Raw genomic sequence first — 16,923 nt, forward strand, 5'->3', positions numbered from 1 at the left:
TCAATCCAGAATAACGATCCGATCACGCCCCCGACAGACGGGCCGGATCGCCCCTCCGACGGGCGCGGAAGGGGCCCGCGACGGTATGCTCCTCGCGTGACGAGTCGACGGCCGACCCCCGGGTCTCAGACGTCACTGCGCGAAGCGAACCGCGCGCGCATCGTCGACTCGCTGAAGCTGCACGGCCGACTAACCCAGGTCGAACTCGCCGGCGTCACCGGCCTCTCCCCCGCCACGGTGTCGAACATCGTGAAGGAGCTCTCGGGTTCCGGGGTGCTCGCGACCTCGGCCGCATCGCGCAGCGGTCGGCGGGCCGTCGAGGTCTCGCTCGCCCGTCAGCTCGGCCTCGTCGTCGGACTGCACTTCTCCTCCCGTCATCTGCGGATCGCGGTCGCCGACGTCGCCCGCACGGTCGTCGCCGAGAACACGGTGCCGCTGGCGCTCGAGCACCGCTACGACCGCGAGCTCGACCGGTCGGCGCTGCTCCTCAGCGACATGCTCGACACCGTCGGCGCGTCGACCTCCGACATCCTCGCCGTCGGCCTCGCGCTGCCCGCCCCCATCGACCAGGAGACCGGCACCGTCTCGGCGCCTGGAACCCTCCGCGGCTGGGAGAACGCCCGCATCCGCGAAGAGCTCGAATCACGTCTGCAGCGGCCCGTGCACGTCGACAGCGACGCGAACACCGGGGCACTCGCCGAGTACCGCTTCGGTGCCGGCGTCGGTGCGCGCGGTATGGCGTACCTGCGCGTCGGCCACACCATCAGCGGCGCCCTCGTCATCGGCGGCGAGATCTTCCGCGGCACCACCGGCAAGGCCGGTCAGATCGGCCACGTCAGCATCGACGAGAACGGCCCCATCTGCCGATGCGGCTCGCGCGGCTGCCTCGAGACCCTCGCGGGCGGCCCGGCTCTGCTCGAACTGTTCCGGGGCGACCCCGGCATGCAGCGCCTCCGCGACCTGCTCGCGCGCGCCGAGGCCGGCGATGCGAGCTCGCGTCGCGTGATCGCCGATGCCGGCCGACACATCGGCATCGCCGCCGCCAACCTCGCGAACCTCGTCGACCCCGACGTCATCGTCATCGGAGGCGAGCTCGCGGGGGCGGGCGAGACCCTGATCGCGCCGCTGCGGCACGCCCTCGAGCGCTCGGCGCTCACCGGCCTCGACGAGGGGCCCAACATCGTCCAAGGCACGCTCGGTGAGAGGGCGGAGCTGCTCGGCGCGCTCGCGCTCGCCATCGACAACGTCGGCGTCGGAGAGCCCCTGGTCTCGACCCTGGGTGCGTGATCCGATGTCGACTCCCCTGGGGCGCACGGCGCTCGTACTCGTCCTCGCCCTTCTCGCGACCCTCACCGGCTGCGCGCCGGCCGACACGCGCACGACCATCGCGCTGCTGCTGCCCGAGTCGAAGACGACGAGATACGAGGCCGTCGACCGACCGGTGTTCGAGTCGCGGCTGCAGGAGCTCGGCGACTACAAGGTGCTGTACTCCAACGCCGACCAGGACGCCGCGAAGCAGCAGTCGCAGGCCGAGGCGGCGCTCGCGTCCGGCGCGGCGGTCCTGGTGCTCGACCCCGTCGACGCCGAGGCGGCGCGCAGCATCGTCGCAGCCGCGAACGCGCAGGATGTTCCGGTGATCGCCTACGACCGACTGCCCTCCGGCGGCGGCCTCGCCTACTACGTCTCGTTCGACAACGAACGCATCGGCGAGCTGCAGGGGTCCGCCTTCGCCGACGTCGTCGGATCCACTCCGGGCGACAGCGGCATCCTGATGGTCAACGGCTCCCCCACCGACCCCAACGCGCGCGAGTTCGAGACGGGTGCGCTGCGCGAGATCGAGGAGGCCGGCCTCACGGTGCTCGCCTCCTTCGACACCCCCGATTGGAGTCCCGATCAGGCGCAGAACTGGACCGCAGGTCAGATCACCCGCTTCGGTTCGCGCATCGTCGGCGTCTACGCGGCGAACGACGGCACCGCCGGTGGCGCGATCGCCGCGCTGCGGGCCGCGAACGTGTCCCCGATGCCGGTGGTCTCGGGGCAGGACGCCGAACTGGCCGGCCTGCAGCGCATCGTGACCGGCGACCAGTACCTCACCATCTACAAGGCGATGCGCACGCAGGCGCGGCTCGCCGCCGAGGCCGCCGTCGCGTTGGCGAACGGCGAGGAGGTGGACGCCGAGACGACCGTCGACGGCACTCCGGCCACGATCCTGCCCGCGAGCGTCGTGACGGTCGACACGATCATGAGCACCGTCGTCGAGGACGGCGTGTACACGATCGACCAGATCTGCACGAGCGACTACGCGGCCGCCTGCGCCGCCGCGGGGCTCCAATGACCCGGGGCGGCGAGACCTCGGCGCGGCCGTTCACGGTCGCGGAGCCGGGCCAGCATCCCGATCGCATCCTGTCGCTGCGGGGCATCACGAAGCGCTTCGGCGCCGTCCGCGCGCTCGCGGGCGTCGACCTCGACGTGCACGCCGGCGAAGTCGTCGCCATCGTCGGTGACAACGGCGCCGGCAAGTCGACCCTCGTCAAGATCCTCGCGGGCGTCTACCCACCCGATGCGGGCACCATCCGCTTCTTCGGATCGCTCACCGACATCGCCTCCCCCACCGAGTCGCTCGACCTCGGCATCGCGACCGTCTTCCAGGACCTCGCCCTGAGCGACAGCCTCGACGTCGTCTCGAACCTGTGGCTCGGACGCGAGCTGACCCGCGGCGTCGGGCTCGACGAGGTCGAGATGGAGAAGCGGTCGTGGGAGCTGCTGCGCGAGCTGCACGCCCGCATCACCGACGTGCGGATGCCGGTCGCCTCCCTATCGGGCGGTCAGCGGCAGACCGTCGCCATCGCCCGGGCCCTCATCGGCGACCCGCACGTCGTCGTGCTCGACGAGCCCACCGCGGCGCTCGGCGTCTCGCAGACCGCCGAGGTGCTGAACCTGATCGAGCGACTGCGTGACCGGGGGCTCGGAATCATCCTCGTCAGTCACAACATCACCGACGTGCTCGCGGTCGCCGACCGCGTCGCCGTGCTGCGGCTCGGGCGCAACAACGGCGACTTCCGCGCCGCATCGACCACGAGCGACCTGCTGATCGCCGCGATCACGGGCGCCGTCGACCACTCCCGACGGTCCGGAGACGACGAGTGAGCATCGGACCCCACCGTCTCGTCGACGCCGCGGAGCCGCCCCGTCGCACCGTCCGCGAATTCGTCGACTCCGGCGTGCAACGCGTTCGCGCCGGCGACCTCGGCTTCGCCCCCGTCCTGCTGGGACTGGCGATCATCTGGGCCGTCTTCGCGATCCTGAACCCGGTGTTCCTCAGCCCGACGAACCTGGTGAACCTCACCATGCAGGCCGCCCCCACCGGCGTCATCGCGATCGGCATCGTGCTCCTGCTCCTCATCGGCGAGATCGACCTGTCCGTCGGATCGGTCAGCGGACTGGCCGGAGCGATCCTCGCGGTGGGCAGTGTGCAACTGGCTTTGCCACTGCCGCTGGTGATCCTCGCGGCGCTCGCCTGCGGACCGATCGTCGGCCTCGTCTACGGGTTCATCTACACCCGCTTCGGCGTGCCCGGATTCGTGCTCACCCTGGCGGGGCTGCTCGCCGCGCTCGGAGTTCAGTTGCGGGTGCTCGGCACCGCCGGCTCGGTCACCATCCCGTTCGACTCGGTCATCGTGCAGTTCGGGCAGCAGATGTTCGTGCCCGCGCCGGTCATGTACGCGCTCGACGCGGTCGTGATCGCCGCGGTCGCGTGGCGGCTGATCTCCGAGTCGCGCCGCCGCGCCCAGGCGGGCCTGTCGACGCGGTCGCCGCTGTCGATCGGGCTGCGGGTGGGCGCGCTCGCCGCGATCCTGCTGCTGTGCACCTGGTATCTCGGTTCCGGGGCGGGGCGCGGTGTCGGCGCGATGGTGCTGCTGTTCGTCGCCCTGGTCGCGGGTACCCACGTCCTGCTCACCCGGACCCGTTTCGGTCGGGCAGTGTACGCGGTCGGCGGCAGCGTCGAGGGGGCCCGTCGGGCGGGCATCCGCGTCGCTCGGGTGCAGATCACCCTGTTCGTGATGTGTTCGACGTTCGCGGCGCTCGGCGGCATCCTCGCGGCCGCCCGGCTCGCGGGGGCGAATCAGTCGAGTGGCGGCGGCGACGTGTTCTTGAACGCGATCGCGGCGGCGGTCATCGGCGGCACCAGCCTGTTCGGCGGTCGCGGTTCCGCGTTCGCGGCGCTGCTCGGGGTGCTGGTGCTGACGTCGATCTCGGTGGGGTTGACGCTGCTCTCGCTCGACTCGTCGGTGCGGTACATGGTGACGGGCGCGGTGCTGGTGCTCGCGGTGGTGATCGACTCGATCTCGCGCCGCTCCCGCGCCGCCGCCGGCAAGGCCTAGCGTCGCCGGTCGCTGAGGAGGCCCGCCAGGGCCGTCGCGATGCGACACGAGCCCCGGGTTCGCCGCTGTGAGCGCGTCATTTCGCGACGAACTTCGTCCTCCTCAATGACCAGGAGAGCCGGCCGCTCGTTGAGCGAAGCGATACGAAGGCGACGCGCAGAACCCCTGCGTGTCGCTGCGCTCAACGGGCGGACCCGGTCGCTGAGGAGGCCCGCCAGGGCCGTCGCGATGCGACACGGGCCGCAGATTCGCCGCTGTGAGCGCGTCATATCGCGACGGACTTCGTCCTCCTCAATGACCAGGAGAGCCGGCCGCTCGTTGAGCGAAGCGATACGAAGGCACCTCGGAGAACCCCCTTCGTATCGCTTCGCTCAACGGGCGGGCCTGGTCGCTGAGGAGGCCCGCCAGGGCCGTCGCGATGCGACACGAGTCCCAGATTCGCCGCTGCCAGCGACGCGGGAGTCACGTCATGTCGCGACGGACTTCGTCCTCAGGCGGCGCCGTCGAACATCGAGGTCACCGAGCCGTCGCCGAAGACCTCCTTGATGGCCCGGCCGATCAGCGGGGCGATCGGCAGGATCGTCAGCTTGTCCCACCGCTTCTCCGCCGGCAGCGGAAGCGTGTCGGTGACGATCACCCGGTCGATATCGGGCGACTGCAGCAACTCCACGGCCGGGTCGGAGAACACGGCGTGCGTCGCGGCGACGATCACGCCGATGGCGCCGTTCGCCTTCAACGCGGCGGCCGCCTTGGCGATCGTGCGTCCGGTGTCGATCAGGTCGTCGACGAGCAGACACACGCGCCCGTCGACCTCGCCGACGATCTCGTGCACCGAAACCTGATTCGCGACCTTCGGGTCGCGGCGCTTGTGGATGATCGCGAGCGGAGCACCGAGCTTGTCGCTCCAGATGTCCGCCACCCGCACGCGACCCATGTCGGGCGAGACGACGGTGAGCTTGTCCCGGTTCTCGGTGGTCTTCGCGATGTGGTCGAGCAGCACCGGCATGGCGAACAGGTGGTCGACGGGGCCGTCGAAGAAACCCTGGATCTGCGCGGCGTGCAGGTCGACCGACATGATGCGGTCGGCGCCCGCCGCGGCGTACAGGTCGGCGACGAGACGGGCCGAGATCGGCTCGCGTCCGCGCCCCTTCTTGTCCTGACGGCCGTACGGGTAGAACGGCGAGACCACGGTGATGCGCTTCGCGGACGCCCGCTTCAGCGCGTCGACCATGATGAGCTGCTCCATGAGCCACTCGTTGATGGGCGCCGTGTGCGACTGGATGACGAACGCGTCAGCACCGCGGACGCTCTCGTCGTACCGGGCGTACAGCTCACCGTTCGCGAAGGTGCGCGCGTCGGTGGGCACGACCGTCGTGTCGAGTTCGGCGGCGATCTGTGCGGCGAGCTCCGGATGCGCGCGCCCGCTCACGATGACGAGGCGCTTCTCTCCGGTGGTCTTGATGCCGGTCAACTGCTCCCGCTCTCCGCCGCGGCTCTGGCGGCATCGGTGCCAGGCCGATTGACGGCGACCCAACCTTCGATATTGCGTTGTGGGGCGACGTTGAGGGCGAGGGCCCCCGATGGCACGTCCTTGCGGACGACGGTTCCGGCCCCTGTATACGCTCCGTCTCCGATTGTAACCGGGGCGACGAACACGTTGTGCGAGCCGGTGCGCACGAACGATCCGACGGTGGTGCGGTGCTTGTTCACGCCGTCGTAGTTCGCGGTGATGGTGCCGGCGCCGACGTTCGCCCCCTCACCCACCTCGGTGTCGCCGATGTAGGAGAGGTGCGGCACCTTCGAACCGGCGCCGATCGTGGCGTTCTTCGTCTCGACGAAGGTGCCGATCTTGCCGTCGGCGGCGAGGACGGTGCCGGGACGCAGATACGAGAACGGTCCGACGCTCGCTCCGGCGCCGATGACCGCGAGGGTGCCGTCGGTGCGCTTCACGGTCGCTCCCTCGCCGATCTCGCAGTCGACCAGGGTGGTGTCGGGTCCGACGATCGCGCCGGTGGCGACGGTGGTCGCGCCCTTCAGCTGCGTGCCGGGCAGGATGGTGACATCGGGCGCGAGCGTGACCTTGATGTCGATCCACGTGGTCGCGGGGTCCTGCACGGTGACACCGGCGAGCTGCCATCCGCGCACGATCAGCGCGTTCAGGCGGGCGGCCGCGGCGGAGAGCTGGGCGCGGTCGTTGATGCCCTCGACGATCCACGACTCGTTGACGGGAACGGCGCTGACCTCGCTTCCCGCGGATCGCAGCACCGCGACCATGTCGGTGAGGTACTTCTCGCCCTGCGCGTTGTCGAGCGACAGGGAGGCGAGGTGGTCGCGGAGCTCGTTCACGCCGAAGACGTAGACGCCGGCGTTGATCTCGGGGATGGCGAGGACGTCGTCGTCGGCGTCCTTCTGCTCGACGATGCGGTCGACTCCCCCGTCGGCGGTGCGCACGATGCGGCCGTACCCGGTCGGGTCGGGCAGGACCGCGGTGAGGATGGTGGTCGTCGCGGTGTGGTCGCGGTGGCGGGCGAGCAGCGACGCGAGGGTGCCCGCGTTGAGCAGCGGCACATCGCCGTTGAGGATGAGGACGTCGCCGTCGAAGTCGGCGGGCAACGCGGCGACCGCCTGCTCCACCGCGCGGCCGGTGCCGGGCACCTCGTCCTGGTCGACGATGATCGCCTCGGGCAGTTCGGCCGAGATCACCTCGACGAGCCGGTCCCGCTCGTGCCGCACCACGGCGACGATGTGCTCGGCGCCGAGCGCGCGGGCGGTGGCGAGGACGTGTCCGACGATCGGCGCCCCGGCGAGCGGGTGCAGCAACTTGGGCGTCGCGGACTTCATCCGCGTGCCCTGCCCTGCGGCGAGGATGACGACGGCGAGACGGGGATCGGTCACGAACGGCTCCCTGAGAACGAGAAGAGGACGGCACCGGTCCGATGCCCTCCTCAGCGTAGCGAAGCGTGCGTCCGCGCTCCCGAGACTGCGCATTCCCGAGACTGCGCCGTCGCCGAAGCGACTAGCGTCGACGGCGATGGATCTTCTGCCGCCGCGCCCCGAGCCGGTGTTCGTTGTGTCGGGCGACCGCCTCAAGCTGGCGAGCTACGACCACGGCGGCGACCCCGATGCTCCCGTCGTGCTCGCGGTCCACGGGTTCGCTTCCAACGCGTACTCGAACTGGGTGGTCACCGGATGGGTGCGCGAGCTGCAGCGCGCCGGGTACCGGGTGATCTCGTTCGACCAGCGCGGACACGGCAGCAGCGACAAGCCGCACGACCCGCGCTCCTACTCGATGCCTCTCCTCGTCGCCGACGCCCTGTCGGTGATCGACACCTACCTCCTCGACGAGGTGATCTGGGTCGGCTACTCGCTCGGCGCCCGCGTCGGCTGGCACGCCGCCCTCGAGCTCCCCCACCTCGTGAGCGCTGGAGTGCTCGGCGGCATCCCGGACGGCGATCCGCTCACGCGGTTCGATGTGGCGCAGGCGAAGGACAACATCGAGAACGGCGCCGAGGTGACGGATCGTCTGACCGCCGGCTATCTCACGATGGCGAGCGGCTTCAAGGGCAACGACCTCCGCGCGCTCGTGGCACTCGTCGAGGGCATGCGCGGGGGCCCGCAGCCCGACCGCGCGAATCCGCCCGCTCAGCCGCTGCTGTTCGCGACCGGTTCGAAGGACCGCATCCTCGATGCGTCGCGCGAACTCGCGGAAGCGACTCCACGCGGAGAGTTCTTCGAGATCCCCGGCCGCAACCACTTCAACGCGCCCACCGCGTCCGCGTTCCGGTCCAACGCTCTCGAGTTCCTCGGCCGCCTCCCGCGGTGACCCGCGCCCCACTTTCACCGATTCGGTCGGGTGGGGGTTGACTCCGTCGGATCGCTCGCTATGTTTTCTGTTAACAGTTTTCAGTCGACATCGACAGTGAGCGGAACAACGTGGTTTCTCCCATTCCCCCCGTACGTGCAGTGGCCCTCGGCGAGCAGGTCGCCCGCCAGCTCCGCGTCGCCATCATCACGGGCCAGCTGACGAGCGGGCAGCACCTCGCCGAGGAAGAGCTCGCCGCCCAGTACCAGGTCAGCCGTGGCCCGGTGCGCGATGCGCTCAAGATCCTCGTCAAAGAAGGCCTCGTCGAGCAGCAGCGCACCCGCCTCTACGCCCGCGGGTTCACCCTGCAGGACATCGACGAGCTCTACGGCATCCGCGAGCTGATCGAGGTCGCCGCCGCCAAGGCTGCTTTGCAGCGCGCGGGCACCCGCGATTGGGAGAGCGGCTTCGCGATCATCGACGAGATGCGCGCCGCCGCCGACGCCGGCGACGAGGCGCGGTTCACCGCCGCGGACACGGCGTTCCACCAGCTGTTCTACACACTGTCCGGCAACCGCCGGCTCGCCGAGGTCTGGCATCAGTTCGAGGGCACCTTCGAGGTGCTCTTCGAACTGTCGAACACCTTCGATCTCGGTGCCGCCGTCGACGACCACCGGCACATCCTCGAGCTGTTCGCCTCCGGCGACGGCGATGCCGCTCTCAAAGAGGTGCACAACCACCTCCAGCGAGCCAGGGCTCACATCCGCGACGTGGTCAGATCGGCCGCCAGCGATGAGGCGCTCGCCGTCGACGACGTCGGCTGACCCGCTCTCCTCCTTCCTCTTTCTCCCTCTTTCTTGACTCTTCGAGCCGAACGCGAGCTACTGCTATGCCCATTTCTTCCGGAAACACTGTCGCTGGAAGGACCGTGCTCATCGGTCCCGCCGACTACGCCGCCTACTGCCCTCAGGGGCGGGCGATGCTGCTCGAGGCGGGTTGCCGGCTCATCGAGAACCCCCACGACCGCCCCTACACACCCGAGGAACTGCTCGCCCTCGTCCCCGAGATCGACGCGGCCGTGGTCGGCGTCGAGGTGTGGGATGACGAGCTCATCTCGGCGGCGCCGGGTCTGAAGGTGCTGACCAAGCTCGGCGTCGGTGTCGACAACATCGATCAGGCCGCTGCGACTGCGAACGGAGTGGCCGTCTGCAACGCCCCCGGCGGCAACGCCAACGCGGTCGCAGAACTCACCATCGGCCTCATCATCTCGGGCTTCCGCCGCATCCCCACCATGGACGCCGTCGTGCGGTCCGGCAGCTGGATGCGCGTCGTCGGCCCCGAGATCCGCGGCAAGCGGGTCGGCGTGATCGGCTTCGGCATGATCGGCCAGCTCGTCGCCTCGAAGCTGCGCGGGTTCGACTGCGAGGTCGTCGCGTACGATCCGTTCCCGCTCGAGGGCCGCGACGCGCAGTTCGGAGCCCGATACATCGGCCTCGACGAACTGCTCGCCACCTCCGACGTGCTGAGCCTGCACCTGCCGAGCCTCCCGTCGACGCGGCACTTCGTGAACGACGACCTCCTCGGTCGCGTGAAGCCCGGAGCGTTCTTCGTCAACACCGCCCGCGGCGCCCTCGTCGACGAGACCGCGCTCGTACGGGCGCTGCAGTCCGGCCGCCTCTCGGCCGCCGCGCTCGACGTGTTCGAGCAGGAGCCCGTCGACCCGGCGAACCCGCTCCTCACCCTTCCCAACGTCGTGGTCACCACCCATGCCGCCGCCGACACCTTCGAGGCCTACGAGGCCATCGGAGTGACCAACGCGAACGACATCATCGACGCCTTGAACGGCGTCGTCCCCCGCAACCGCCTGAATTCCATTCCCACCCCCGAGCAGGGCGCCGTCCTGCTCAGCACCACCGAAAGGTAAGCAATCGAAATGAAGTACACGCGTAACAGGGTCGTTCGCGCAGGGCTCGCACTGAGCGCCGCCGGTATCCTCGCCGTCACCGCAGCAGGCTGCGCCAGCGACAACGGCGGCGACGAGGGCCCCGTCACCCTCAACATCGTCGCCGCGAACAACCCGTGGCTCGTCTCGATCAAGGACCACCTGTCCGAGTTCGAAGAGGAGTCCGGCATCACGGTCAACATCGAGGAGTTCGGCAACGAGCAGCTGTCGGACCAGACCCAGGTGAAGCTCAACGCGAAGTCGACCGACCTCGACGTGCTCATCCTCCGCCCGCTGCAGGAGCTGCGCCTCTACGCCGACAACGGCTGGCTCGAGGACATCACCGACCGTGTCGAGGACAGCGGCGACTGGAACTGGGATGACTTCCAGGAGTCGCCCCGCGAGACCGTCACCGTCGACGACTCGGTGTGGGCCGTGCCGCTCATGACCGAGCGCGAGATCGTCTACTACAACGAGGACCTTCTCGCTGCGAAGGGCCTCGAGATCCCCACCACCCTCGAGGAGCTGGAGACCGCGGCCGCCGCGATCAACGACCCGGCGAACGGCACCTACGGCGTCGCCCTCCGCGGTGCGCTCAACGCCGCCGTCACCTCGTTCTCGGGCTTCCTCTACAGCTACGGGGCCGACTGGCAGGACGAGGACGGCGCGTCGGGCATCGGCTCCGACGAGGCCGTCGAGGCTTACGAGTACTACGGCAACCTGATCCGCTCCTACGGCCCTCCCGGGCCCACCACCATGGGGTGGCCCGAGGCTTCGGCGATCTTCGCCCAGGGCAAGGCCGGCTTCTACATCGACGCCGATTCGCAGGCCTACGTCTTCCAGGCCCCGTCCTCCAGCCAGGTCGTCGAGCAGGTGGGCTACGCACCCTTCCCGGAGGGCCCCGACGGAGCCCGCCCCTACAACGACGTCCCGTGGGGCGCCGCGGTGAGCTCGTTCTCGGAGCATAAGGACGAGGCGTGGGAGTTCATCCAGTGGGCCACCACCACCGCCTCGTTCGACACCGCGATGATCGAGCAGTCGAGCCCCTCGCCTCGCGCCAGCTCGTGGGAGAACGACGAGGCGACCAGCGCCTTCCCCGCTGAGCTGATCGACATCGTCGACCTCTACGGCGAGATCGGCGTCGGCTACGACCGCCCCCGCAACATCCAGGTCGGTCTCGCCCGCGACATCGTCGGCAAGCCCATCGTGACCTCGATCGAAGGCGGTGACGTCGCCGCGGCCGCCGAGGCGGCGAGCGCCGAGTACGACGAGTTCCTCGAAACCGACAACTGATCGAATCAACCTCCGATGCGGGGCCGGCGCCCGTTCCGGCTCCGGCCCCGCATCCCACACCTCACACAAGGGAGGCTCGGGTGTCCGCACTCAGCACCACGCAGCGCGCCCCGGGGCGGCCTGCGAACCGGAGCGTCAGCCGCTTCGTCGACCGCCACCTCAAGCAGATCTTCATCCTGCCTTCGGTGATCTTCGTCTTCGGGATGATCATCTTCCCGCTGCTGTACACGGTGAACCTGTCGCTGACCGACGCTCGCCGTAGCACCAGCCGCCCCAACGACTACATCGGCGTCGAGAACTACCTCACGCTGCTGACCGACACCGAGCGCTTCTGGCCCGCCGTCGGCCGGACCTTCGGATTCACCCTCTCGGCCCTGCTCATCGAGGCGATCCTCGGACTCGCGATCGCCCTGCTGCTGCGCAAGCCGTTCAAGGGTCAGGGCCTCGTCCGCGTCATCATCCTGCTGCCGCTCGTCGCCACCCCCGTCGCGGTCGGCATGATGTGGAAGCTGATGTTCGAGCCGACCATCGGCTTCGCGAACACCTTCGTCGGCTGGTTCGGCATCCCCGCACAGGGATGGCTGTCCGATCCGTCGCAGACGCTCGGCACGCTGATCTTCATCGACGTGTGGCAGTGGACTCCGATGATCGCGCTCATCTGCCTCGCCGGCCTGTCGACCCTCCCCGAGGAGCCCGACGAGGCCGCCCGTGTCGACGGCGCATCCACCTGGCAGCGGTTCCGCTTCATCACCCTGCCGCTGCTCATGCCGACGCTGATCTCGGCGATCACGCTACGCGCCATCGATGCCCTCAAGACCTTCGACATCATCTACGCGACCATGGGCCGCGGCGGCGGGTCGAGTCACGAAGCCGAGACGCTCAACATCCTGGCCTACAGCTACAGCTTCGACTACACCGAGTACGGCCTCTCGGCCGCGGTGCTCGTGCTCTTCCTCGTCCTCATCTGCTCCGTCATCGCGGCGCTCGTGCTGCTGCGCAACACCCGGAGGGTCTCATGACCGCAACCGTTCCCCCGCCCGCCGCTCCCCCGATCGCGCCGGCACCGCCGCGTTCGGGCACGCCGACGCACCGTCCGGCGCGGATGTCGGCGAAGGGCCGCCGCACCCTCGGGTCGGTCGCCCGCTTCGTCACCATCGGCATCGTGGCGCTGCTGTTCCTGTTCCCGATCTTCTGGATGATCCTCGCGTCGCTGAAGAACAACATCGACATCGTCGACCCGAGTCGCACCTTCGACTTCGTGCCCACCTTCGAGAACTTCATCAACGTGTTCACGGTCGCCGATTTCGGGCGGTTCACCTTCAACAGCTTCGTCATCGCGTTCGCCGCGACCGCGATCTCGCTGGTGCTCGGTCTACCCGCGGCCTACGCCATCGCGCGCTACACGGTGCGCTCGGCGACGGCGTTCATCCTGCTCGCCCGCGTCATCCCCGGCGTCAGCCTGCTGATCCCCTGGTACTACCTCTTCGCACAGGTCGGCATCGTCGGCACCTTCCAGGTCATGATCCTCAGCCACATCTTCGTGTCGCTGCCGATCATCGTCGCGATCATGGCGAGCTTCTTCGAGGGCATGTCCATCGAGCTGGAAGAGGCGGCGCAGATCGACGGGCTCAGCCTGCTCGGCGCGTTCCTGCGCATCACCCTGCCGCTGTCGGTTCCCGGCATCGCGACGGCGTCGATCCTGTCGTTCATCTTCTCGTGGAACAACTTCCTGTTCGCCCTCGTGCTCTCGGGCAATGACACGAAGACGCTCCCCGTGGCGATCTTCAACTTCATCGCCTACGCAAGCGTCGACTGGGGCGGCCTCATGGCCGCGTCGGTCGTCATCACCGTGCCGGTCATGCTGGTGGCGCTGTTCGTGCAGCGCTACATCGTGAGCGGCCTCACCGCCGGCGCGACGAAGGGATAGCCAACGTGACCGACCTTGCAGAACACCCCACCCTCGACCAGGCCGACGGAGGCGCGACGACGCGGCGCGACATCCTCACGGCGGTGCCGACGGCGTTCGACGCCGACGGAGCGCTCGACCTCGACGGCAGCCGGAAGATCCTCCGCTACGTCGGCGAGTCCGGCAACGAGGGCGCCTTCGTGCTGGGCACCACCGGCGAGTTCCCGGCGATGACCCGCGACGAGCGCAAGGCCGTCGCCGACCTCGCTCTCGAGGAGCTCGGCGACCGGATGCGCGTCGTCGTCCACGCCGGAGGTGTCAGCACCTCCGAGGCGCTCGAGTACGTGCGACACGCACGCGACTCCGGTGCCCGTGAGCTCGCGGCGCTGACGCCGTACTACCTGCCGACGACCGACGCGGGGTTGCTCGACTACTTCAGTCGCATCTCGGATGAGGCGGGCGACCTCGATGTCTACCTCTACATCTACAAGTTCCGCAGCGGCAACTTCGTGAACCCCGAACTCATCGCGAAGCTCGCCGAGCTGCCGAACGTCGTCGGCGCCAAGGTGAGCGAGGAGCCGTTCGAGACCCTCGACGCCTACCGCGCCGTTGTTCCTGCGGAGTTCCGGCTCTACACCGGCGCCGACCGCGATCTGGCCTTCGCCGCCGACCACGGCGCCCAGGGCGTGGTCTCGGGAGTCTCGTCGGTGCTGCCGAAGCCATTCCGGGAGCTCGCCGCCGCGGCCGACTCCGGCGACGCGGACCGGCTCACCGCCGCGCAGGCGGCGGTCGACGACGTGGTCTCCGTCATCGGCGGCAACATGGCGCGGATGAAGGCCGCGTACCGCACACTCGACGTCGTCGACACGCACGTCCGCATGGCGATCGACGCGCCGGACGCCGCCGCGCTCGCTGAGATCGATCGGGTAATCGCGCAGTACCGCTGACCCGGTGCGACGAAGGGCCCGGTGCGTTCGCGCGCCGGGCCCTTCGTCGCGCCTACGCTGAGCCCTATGGGTGATCGGGTCGCATGAGTGATTGGCTGCTCGCCGGCGTCAGCGGGCTGATCGGCGCGAGCACACTGCTGCTCGGTGCCGCCATCGCGTACTTCGTGCACGTGCCCCGATCGGTCGTCGCCGGGGTGATGGCGTTCGGCGCCGGCGTTCTCATCTCAGCGCTCGCCTACGAGCTGGTCGAGGAGGCGAACGACGTCGGCGGTCTGCTTCCGACTGTGACCGGCTTCCTCGCCGGCGCGGTGCTCTTCGTCGTCGCCGACTGGCTCGTCTCGCGCCGAGGAGGCCGCGGTCGCAAGAACGCCGGCGGGACGCGAGCGGGCGACGGGAACGATTCGGGTGGCAGCGGATCGGCGATCGCGGTCGGCGCGCTCATCGACGGCATCCCCGAGTCGATCGTGCTGGGGCTCAGCGTCGCGGGCGGCGGTGGACTCAGCGTGCCGATCATCGCCGCGATTGCCATCTCGAACATCCCGGAAGGGCTGTCGAGCACCGCGGGCATGAAGGCCGACGGCCGGCGGGCGGGTTACGTCTTCGGCGTGTGGGGCGGCATCGCCGGCGCTTCCACCCTCGCCGCGTTGCTCGGCTACCTCTTCTTCGGCGGCGCCGGCGCGAACACCGTCGCGTTCGTGACGACGATCGCGGCGGGCGGCATCCTCGCGATGCTGTCGAACACGATGATCCCCGAGGCGTTTCAGCGCGACAAAGTGCTCACCGGGCTGTTCGCGACGGCGGGCTTCCTCACCGCCTTCACGCTGCACGAGCTCGGCTGAGTCGCCGCCCCTCCGCCGCCGTCATGTCGGGATCGCGATCGGCGTCCCTCGGCGCTCGCAGTCGAAGTTGTCGCACACCCAACGGTCGGCCCCGTCAGCGGTGAGCGGACGGGCGCACGCCTCGCAGTGCGGGACGGCGTCGTCCATGAGTCCGCGATCCTGTCCCACGGTCAGTCGAAGTTCTCGATCGGCTCGGCAGCGCGAGGCCAGACGCCGCCAGTGACGAGCGCCGCGGCGAGCCCGAACAGAATCACGAGATCCATCAGGGTGAGGCCGGTCGGGGCGGCGCCGCCGAGCTGGTCGTCGGCCATCCCGAGGAGCCCGGCCAGGGTGAGTGCCGCCGCCACGAGGAGCGAGCCCCCGCGCACGACGAGCGCGCTGACGGGGACGAAGCCGACGAAGAGCAGGATCGCGGCGGAGACGAGGTAGAGCACGTCGAGCGCGATGTCGACATTGAAGATCAGCATGTGCTGGCCTTCGATGAAGAGCCCGATGAGGCCGTGCGACCCCATAATGACGCCCACCATGATCGCGATCGCCTTCGCCATTACCGCCTCCGTTCCGTCGCCGCCGTTCGCCGACCGCATCGACGCTAGAAAGCGCAACGGAGCAAACCCTGGGCGATGCGGGCGGGACGCCTGAGTACGAGTCGGGAATGTGCCCGGAGCGGCCGCGGTGGCGGAGTCGAGGTGCCCACTTCTGCGAGTGTTCGGCGCCCGAGACCCGCAGAACTGGGCATCTCGACCGTAGGAGCATGCGCGAGACGGCCGGTGGTGGCTCCGCCCCCAGGATTCGAACCTGGTCCTAACAGCTCCAAAGGCTGTCGTGCTGCCGTTACACCAGGGCGGACCGTCCGGCACGCCGGATCGCAGCAATTCTGCCAGAGCGGAAGGCTCAGGCCGACGGCCACGATAATGAGGGAATGCCGGAGAACGACGAGGTCGATCGCATCGTCGACGCATGGCAGGCTGTGCGGCCCGATCTCGACTTCGCGCCCCTGCAGGTGCTGTCGAGGGTGAAGCGGCTCGCCCTGCACCTCGAGCGCGCCCGCCGCACCTCGTTCGCGCACGCCGGCATCGACTCCTGGGAGTTCGACGTGCTGTCGGCCCTGCGTCGCGCCGGTGACCCGTCGGAGCTGAGCCCGAAGGCGTTGCTCGCGCAGAACCGGGTGTCGTCGGGCACCATGACGAACCGGATCGACCGGCTCGAGCAGCGCGGACTCGTCGAACGCCGTAGCGACCCAGGTGACGGGCGCGGCGTGCTCGTCGCCCTCACCGCCGAGGGGCGCACCCGCGTCGACGAGGCGATCAGTCGGCTGCTCGACGCGGAGAACGACCTACTGGGCGACCTTTCCCCCACGGACCTCGACGAACTCGGCGCCCTGCTCCGCCGCCTGAGCATCGCCTTCGACATCATCTGACCCGGCGCTGCGCTCTTTCACCGGTCGTTGAGTAGCGACGAAGGAGCGTATCGAGACCACCGCTGGCACGTCCGGAACTGCGCTCTCGATGCGCTCCTTCGTCGCTTACTCGAGCCGTCTCGATACGGCGCTGGCGCGCCTACTCGACGACCGAACTCCCGGTCGCCCGGTAGCGACGAAGGAGCGTATCGAAACGGGTCGAGTAAGCGAAGCGCACCGAGACCACCGCCGGGACGTCCGAAACTGCGCTCTCGATGCGCTCCTTCGTCGCTCACTCGAGCCTGGGCCCACCGCGCACGCTTGCGCGGGGGACTCGATACGGGCCTGGCGGCCCTACTCGACGACCGGGCGTGGACTCGCACCCTTCGTATCGCTTCGCTCAACGAGCGGCC

The 16,923-nt window shown here is 69.2% G+C and carries 16 protein-coding genes and 1 tRNA gene; 13 read left to right on the top strand and 4 right to left on the bottom strand.

Annotation, left to right across the window (positions count from 1 at the left end; all coding sequences use genetic code 11):
• The first annotated feature begins 96 nt into the window (after positions 1 to 96).
• The 4 genes from NGH83_RS12035 to NGH83_RS12050 are packed head-to-tail and all read left to right on the top strand — an operon-like array spanning position 97 to position 4,382.
• Positions 97 to 1,287: an ROK family transcriptional regulator gene (locus NGH83_RS12035; RefSeq protein ID WP_251856488.1), complete on the top strand. Its 1,191-nt coding sequence runs from the start codon at positions 97 to 99 to the stop codon at positions 1,285 to 1,287.
• A gap of 4 nt (positions 1,288 to 1,291) precedes the next feature.
• Positions 1,292 to 2,335 carry a substrate-binding domain-containing protein gene (locus NGH83_RS12040; protein WP_251856489.1) on the top strand — a complete coding sequence of 348 codons (1,044 nt, stop codon included), beginning with the start codon at positions 1,292 to 1,294 and terminating at the stop codon, positions 2,333 to 2,335.
• Positions 2,332 to 3,147, top strand: coding sequence for an ATP-binding cassette domain-containing protein (locus NGH83_RS12045; protein WP_251856490.1), 816 nt, complete (start codon positions 2,332 to 2,334; stop codon positions 3,145 to 3,147). Before NGH83_RS12040 ends, NGH83_RS12045 begins: the two co-directional genes overlap by 4 nt.
• Complete coding sequence (locus tag NGH83_RS12050) at positions 3,144 to 4,382, top strand: sugar ABC transporter permease (protein ID WP_371872675.1); 1,239 nt, start codon at positions 3,144 to 3,146, stop codon at positions 4,380 to 4,382. The genes NGH83_RS12045 and NGH83_RS12050 overlap by 4 nt, the downstream gene beginning before the upstream one ends.
• Positions 4,383 to 4,872: 490 nt before the next feature.
• Here NGH83_RS12050 and NGH83_RS12055 read toward each other — a convergent pair whose 3' ends face one another.
• A complete protein-coding gene (locus NGH83_RS12055) occupies positions 4,873 to 5,853 on the bottom strand; it encodes a ribose-phosphate diphosphokinase (RefSeq protein ID WP_251856491.1) in 981 nt (326 codons plus the stop codon).
• The gene (gene glmU, locus NGH83_RS12060; protein ID WP_251856492.1) at positions 5,850 to 7,277 is read right to left on the bottom strand and encodes a bifunctional UDP-N-acetylglucosamine diphosphorylase/glucosamine-1-phosphate N-acetyltransferase GlmU; all 1,428 of its coding nucleotides are present in this window, start codon (positions 7,275 to 7,277) and stop codon (positions 5,850 to 5,852) included. Before glmU ends, NGH83_RS12055 begins: the two co-directional genes overlap by 4 nt.
• A 136-nt stretch (positions 7,278 to 7,413) precedes the next feature.
• Here glmU and NGH83_RS12065 point away from each other — a divergent pair, with 136 nt between their 5' ends.
• The 8 genes from NGH83_RS12065 (at position 7,414) to NGH83_RS12100 (ending at position 15,111) form a co-directional block, all read left to right on the top strand.
• Complete coding sequence (locus NGH83_RS12065; protein WP_251856493.1) at positions 7,414 to 8,205, top strand: alpha/beta fold hydrolase; 792 nt, start codon at positions 7,414 to 7,416, stop codon at positions 8,203 to 8,205.
• Between the two features lie 140 nt (positions 8,206 to 8,345).
• Positions 8,346 to 9,008: a GntR family transcriptional regulator gene (locus NGH83_RS12070; RefSeq protein WP_251856494.1), complete on the top strand. Its 663-nt coding sequence runs from the start codon at positions 8,346 to 8,348 to the stop codon at positions 9,006 to 9,008.
• Positions 9,009 to 9,112: 104 nt separating this feature from the next.
• Complete coding sequence (locus NGH83_RS12075; protein WP_251856495.1) at positions 9,113 to 10,108, top strand: phosphoglycerate dehydrogenase; 996 nt, start codon at positions 9,113 to 9,115, stop codon at positions 10,106 to 10,108.
• Positions 10,109 to 10,117: 9 nt separating this feature from the next.
• Positions 10,118 to 11,419 carry an ABC transporter substrate-binding protein gene (locus NGH83_RS12080; protein WP_251856496.1) on the top strand — a complete coding sequence of 434 codons (1,302 nt, stop codon included), beginning with the start codon at positions 10,118 to 10,120 and terminating at the stop codon, positions 11,417 to 11,419.
• Positions 11,420 to 11,499: 80 nt separating this feature from the next.
• Positions 11,500 to 12,438, top strand: coding sequence for a carbohydrate ABC transporter permease (locus tag NGH83_RS12085; protein WP_251856497.1), 939 nt, complete (start codon positions 11,500 to 11,502; stop codon positions 12,436 to 12,438).
• Positions 12,435 to 13,346, top strand: a complete 912-nt coding sequence (locus NGH83_RS12090; RefSeq protein ID WP_251856499.1) for a carbohydrate ABC transporter permease — start codon at positions 12,435 to 12,437, stop codon at positions 13,344 to 13,346. Before NGH83_RS12085 ends, NGH83_RS12090 begins: the two co-directional genes overlap by 4 nt.
• Before the next feature lie 5 nt (positions 13,347 to 13,351).
• Positions 13,352 to 14,272: a dihydrodipicolinate synthase family protein gene (locus tag NGH83_RS12095; protein ID WP_251856500.1), complete on the top strand. Its 921-nt coding sequence runs from the start codon at positions 13,352 to 13,354 to the stop codon at positions 14,270 to 14,272.
• 83 nt (positions 14,273 to 14,355) lie between these two features.
• Positions 14,356 to 15,111 (top strand): ZIP family metal transporter, encoded by a 756-nt coding sequence (locus tag NGH83_RS12100; RefSeq protein WP_251856502.1) that lies wholly within the window; start codon positions 14,356 to 14,358, stop codon positions 15,109 to 15,111.
• Between the two features lie 170 nt (positions 15,112 to 15,281).
• Here the strand turns inward: NGH83_RS12100 and NGH83_RS12105 are convergent, their stop codons facing one another.
• Together NGH83_RS12105 and NGH83_RS12110 are read right to left on the bottom strand one after the other, a co-directional pair.
• Positions 15,282 to 15,659 carry a hypothetical protein gene (locus tag NGH83_RS12105; protein ID WP_251856503.1) on the bottom strand — a complete coding sequence of 126 codons (378 nt, stop codon included), beginning with the start codon at positions 15,657 to 15,659 and terminating at the stop codon, positions 15,282 to 15,284.
• Positions 15,660 to 15,885: 226 nt separating this feature from the next.
• Positions 15,886 to 15,960, bottom strand: a tRNA-Gln gene (locus NGH83_RS12110).
• A gap of 73 nt (positions 15,961 to 16,033) precedes the next feature.
• Here NGH83_RS12110 and NGH83_RS12115 point away from each other — a divergent pair.
• A complete protein-coding gene (locus tag NGH83_RS12115; protein ID WP_251856504.1) occupies positions 16,034 to 16,531 on the top strand; it encodes a MarR family winged helix-turn-helix transcriptional regulator in 498 nt (165 codons plus the stop codon).
• The last annotated feature ends 392 nt before the right edge of the window (positions 16,532 to 16,923 follow it).

The sequence above is a fragment of the Herbiconiux sp. L3-i23 genome (assembly GCF_023734115.1).
Taxonomy (GTDB): Bacteria; Actinomycetota; Actinomycetes; order Actinomycetales; family Microbacteriaceae; genus Naasia.

Excerpts from the sequence above, each read along its gene's own strand:
- NGH83_RS12040 (WP_251856489.1), top strand. The coding sequence starts at position 1,292 with ATGTCGACTCCCCTGGGGCGCACGGCGCTCGTACTCGTCCTCGCCCTT.
- NGH83_RS12045 (WP_251856490.1), top strand. The coding sequence starts at position 2,332 with ATGACCCGGGGCGGCGAGACCTCGGCGCGGCCGTTCACGGTCGCGGAG.
- NGH83_RS12065 (WP_251856493.1), top strand. The coding sequence starts at position 7,414 with ATGGATCTTCTGCCGCCGCGCCCCGAGCCGGTGTTCGTTGTGTCGGGC.
- NGH83_RS12080 (WP_251856496.1), top strand. The coding sequence starts at position 10,118 with ATGAAGTACACGCGTAACAGGGTCGTTCGCGCAGGGCTCGCACTGAGC.
- NGH83_RS12090 (WP_251856499.1), top strand. The coding sequence starts at position 12,435 with ATGACCGCAACCGTTCCCCCGCCCGCCGCTCCCCCGATCGCGCCGGCA.
- NGH83_RS12100 (WP_251856502.1), top strand. The coding sequence starts at position 14,356 with ATGAGTGATTGGCTGCTCGCCGGCGTCAGCGGGCTGATCGGCGCGAGC.
- NGH83_RS12105 (WP_251856503.1), bottom strand. The coding sequence starts at position 15,659 with ATGGCGAAGGCGATCGCGATCATGGTGGGCGTCATTATGGGGTCGCAC.
- NGH83_RS12115 (WP_251856504.1), top strand. The coding sequence starts at position 16,034 with ATGCCGGAGAACGACGAGGTCGATCGCATCGTCGACGCATGGCAGGCT.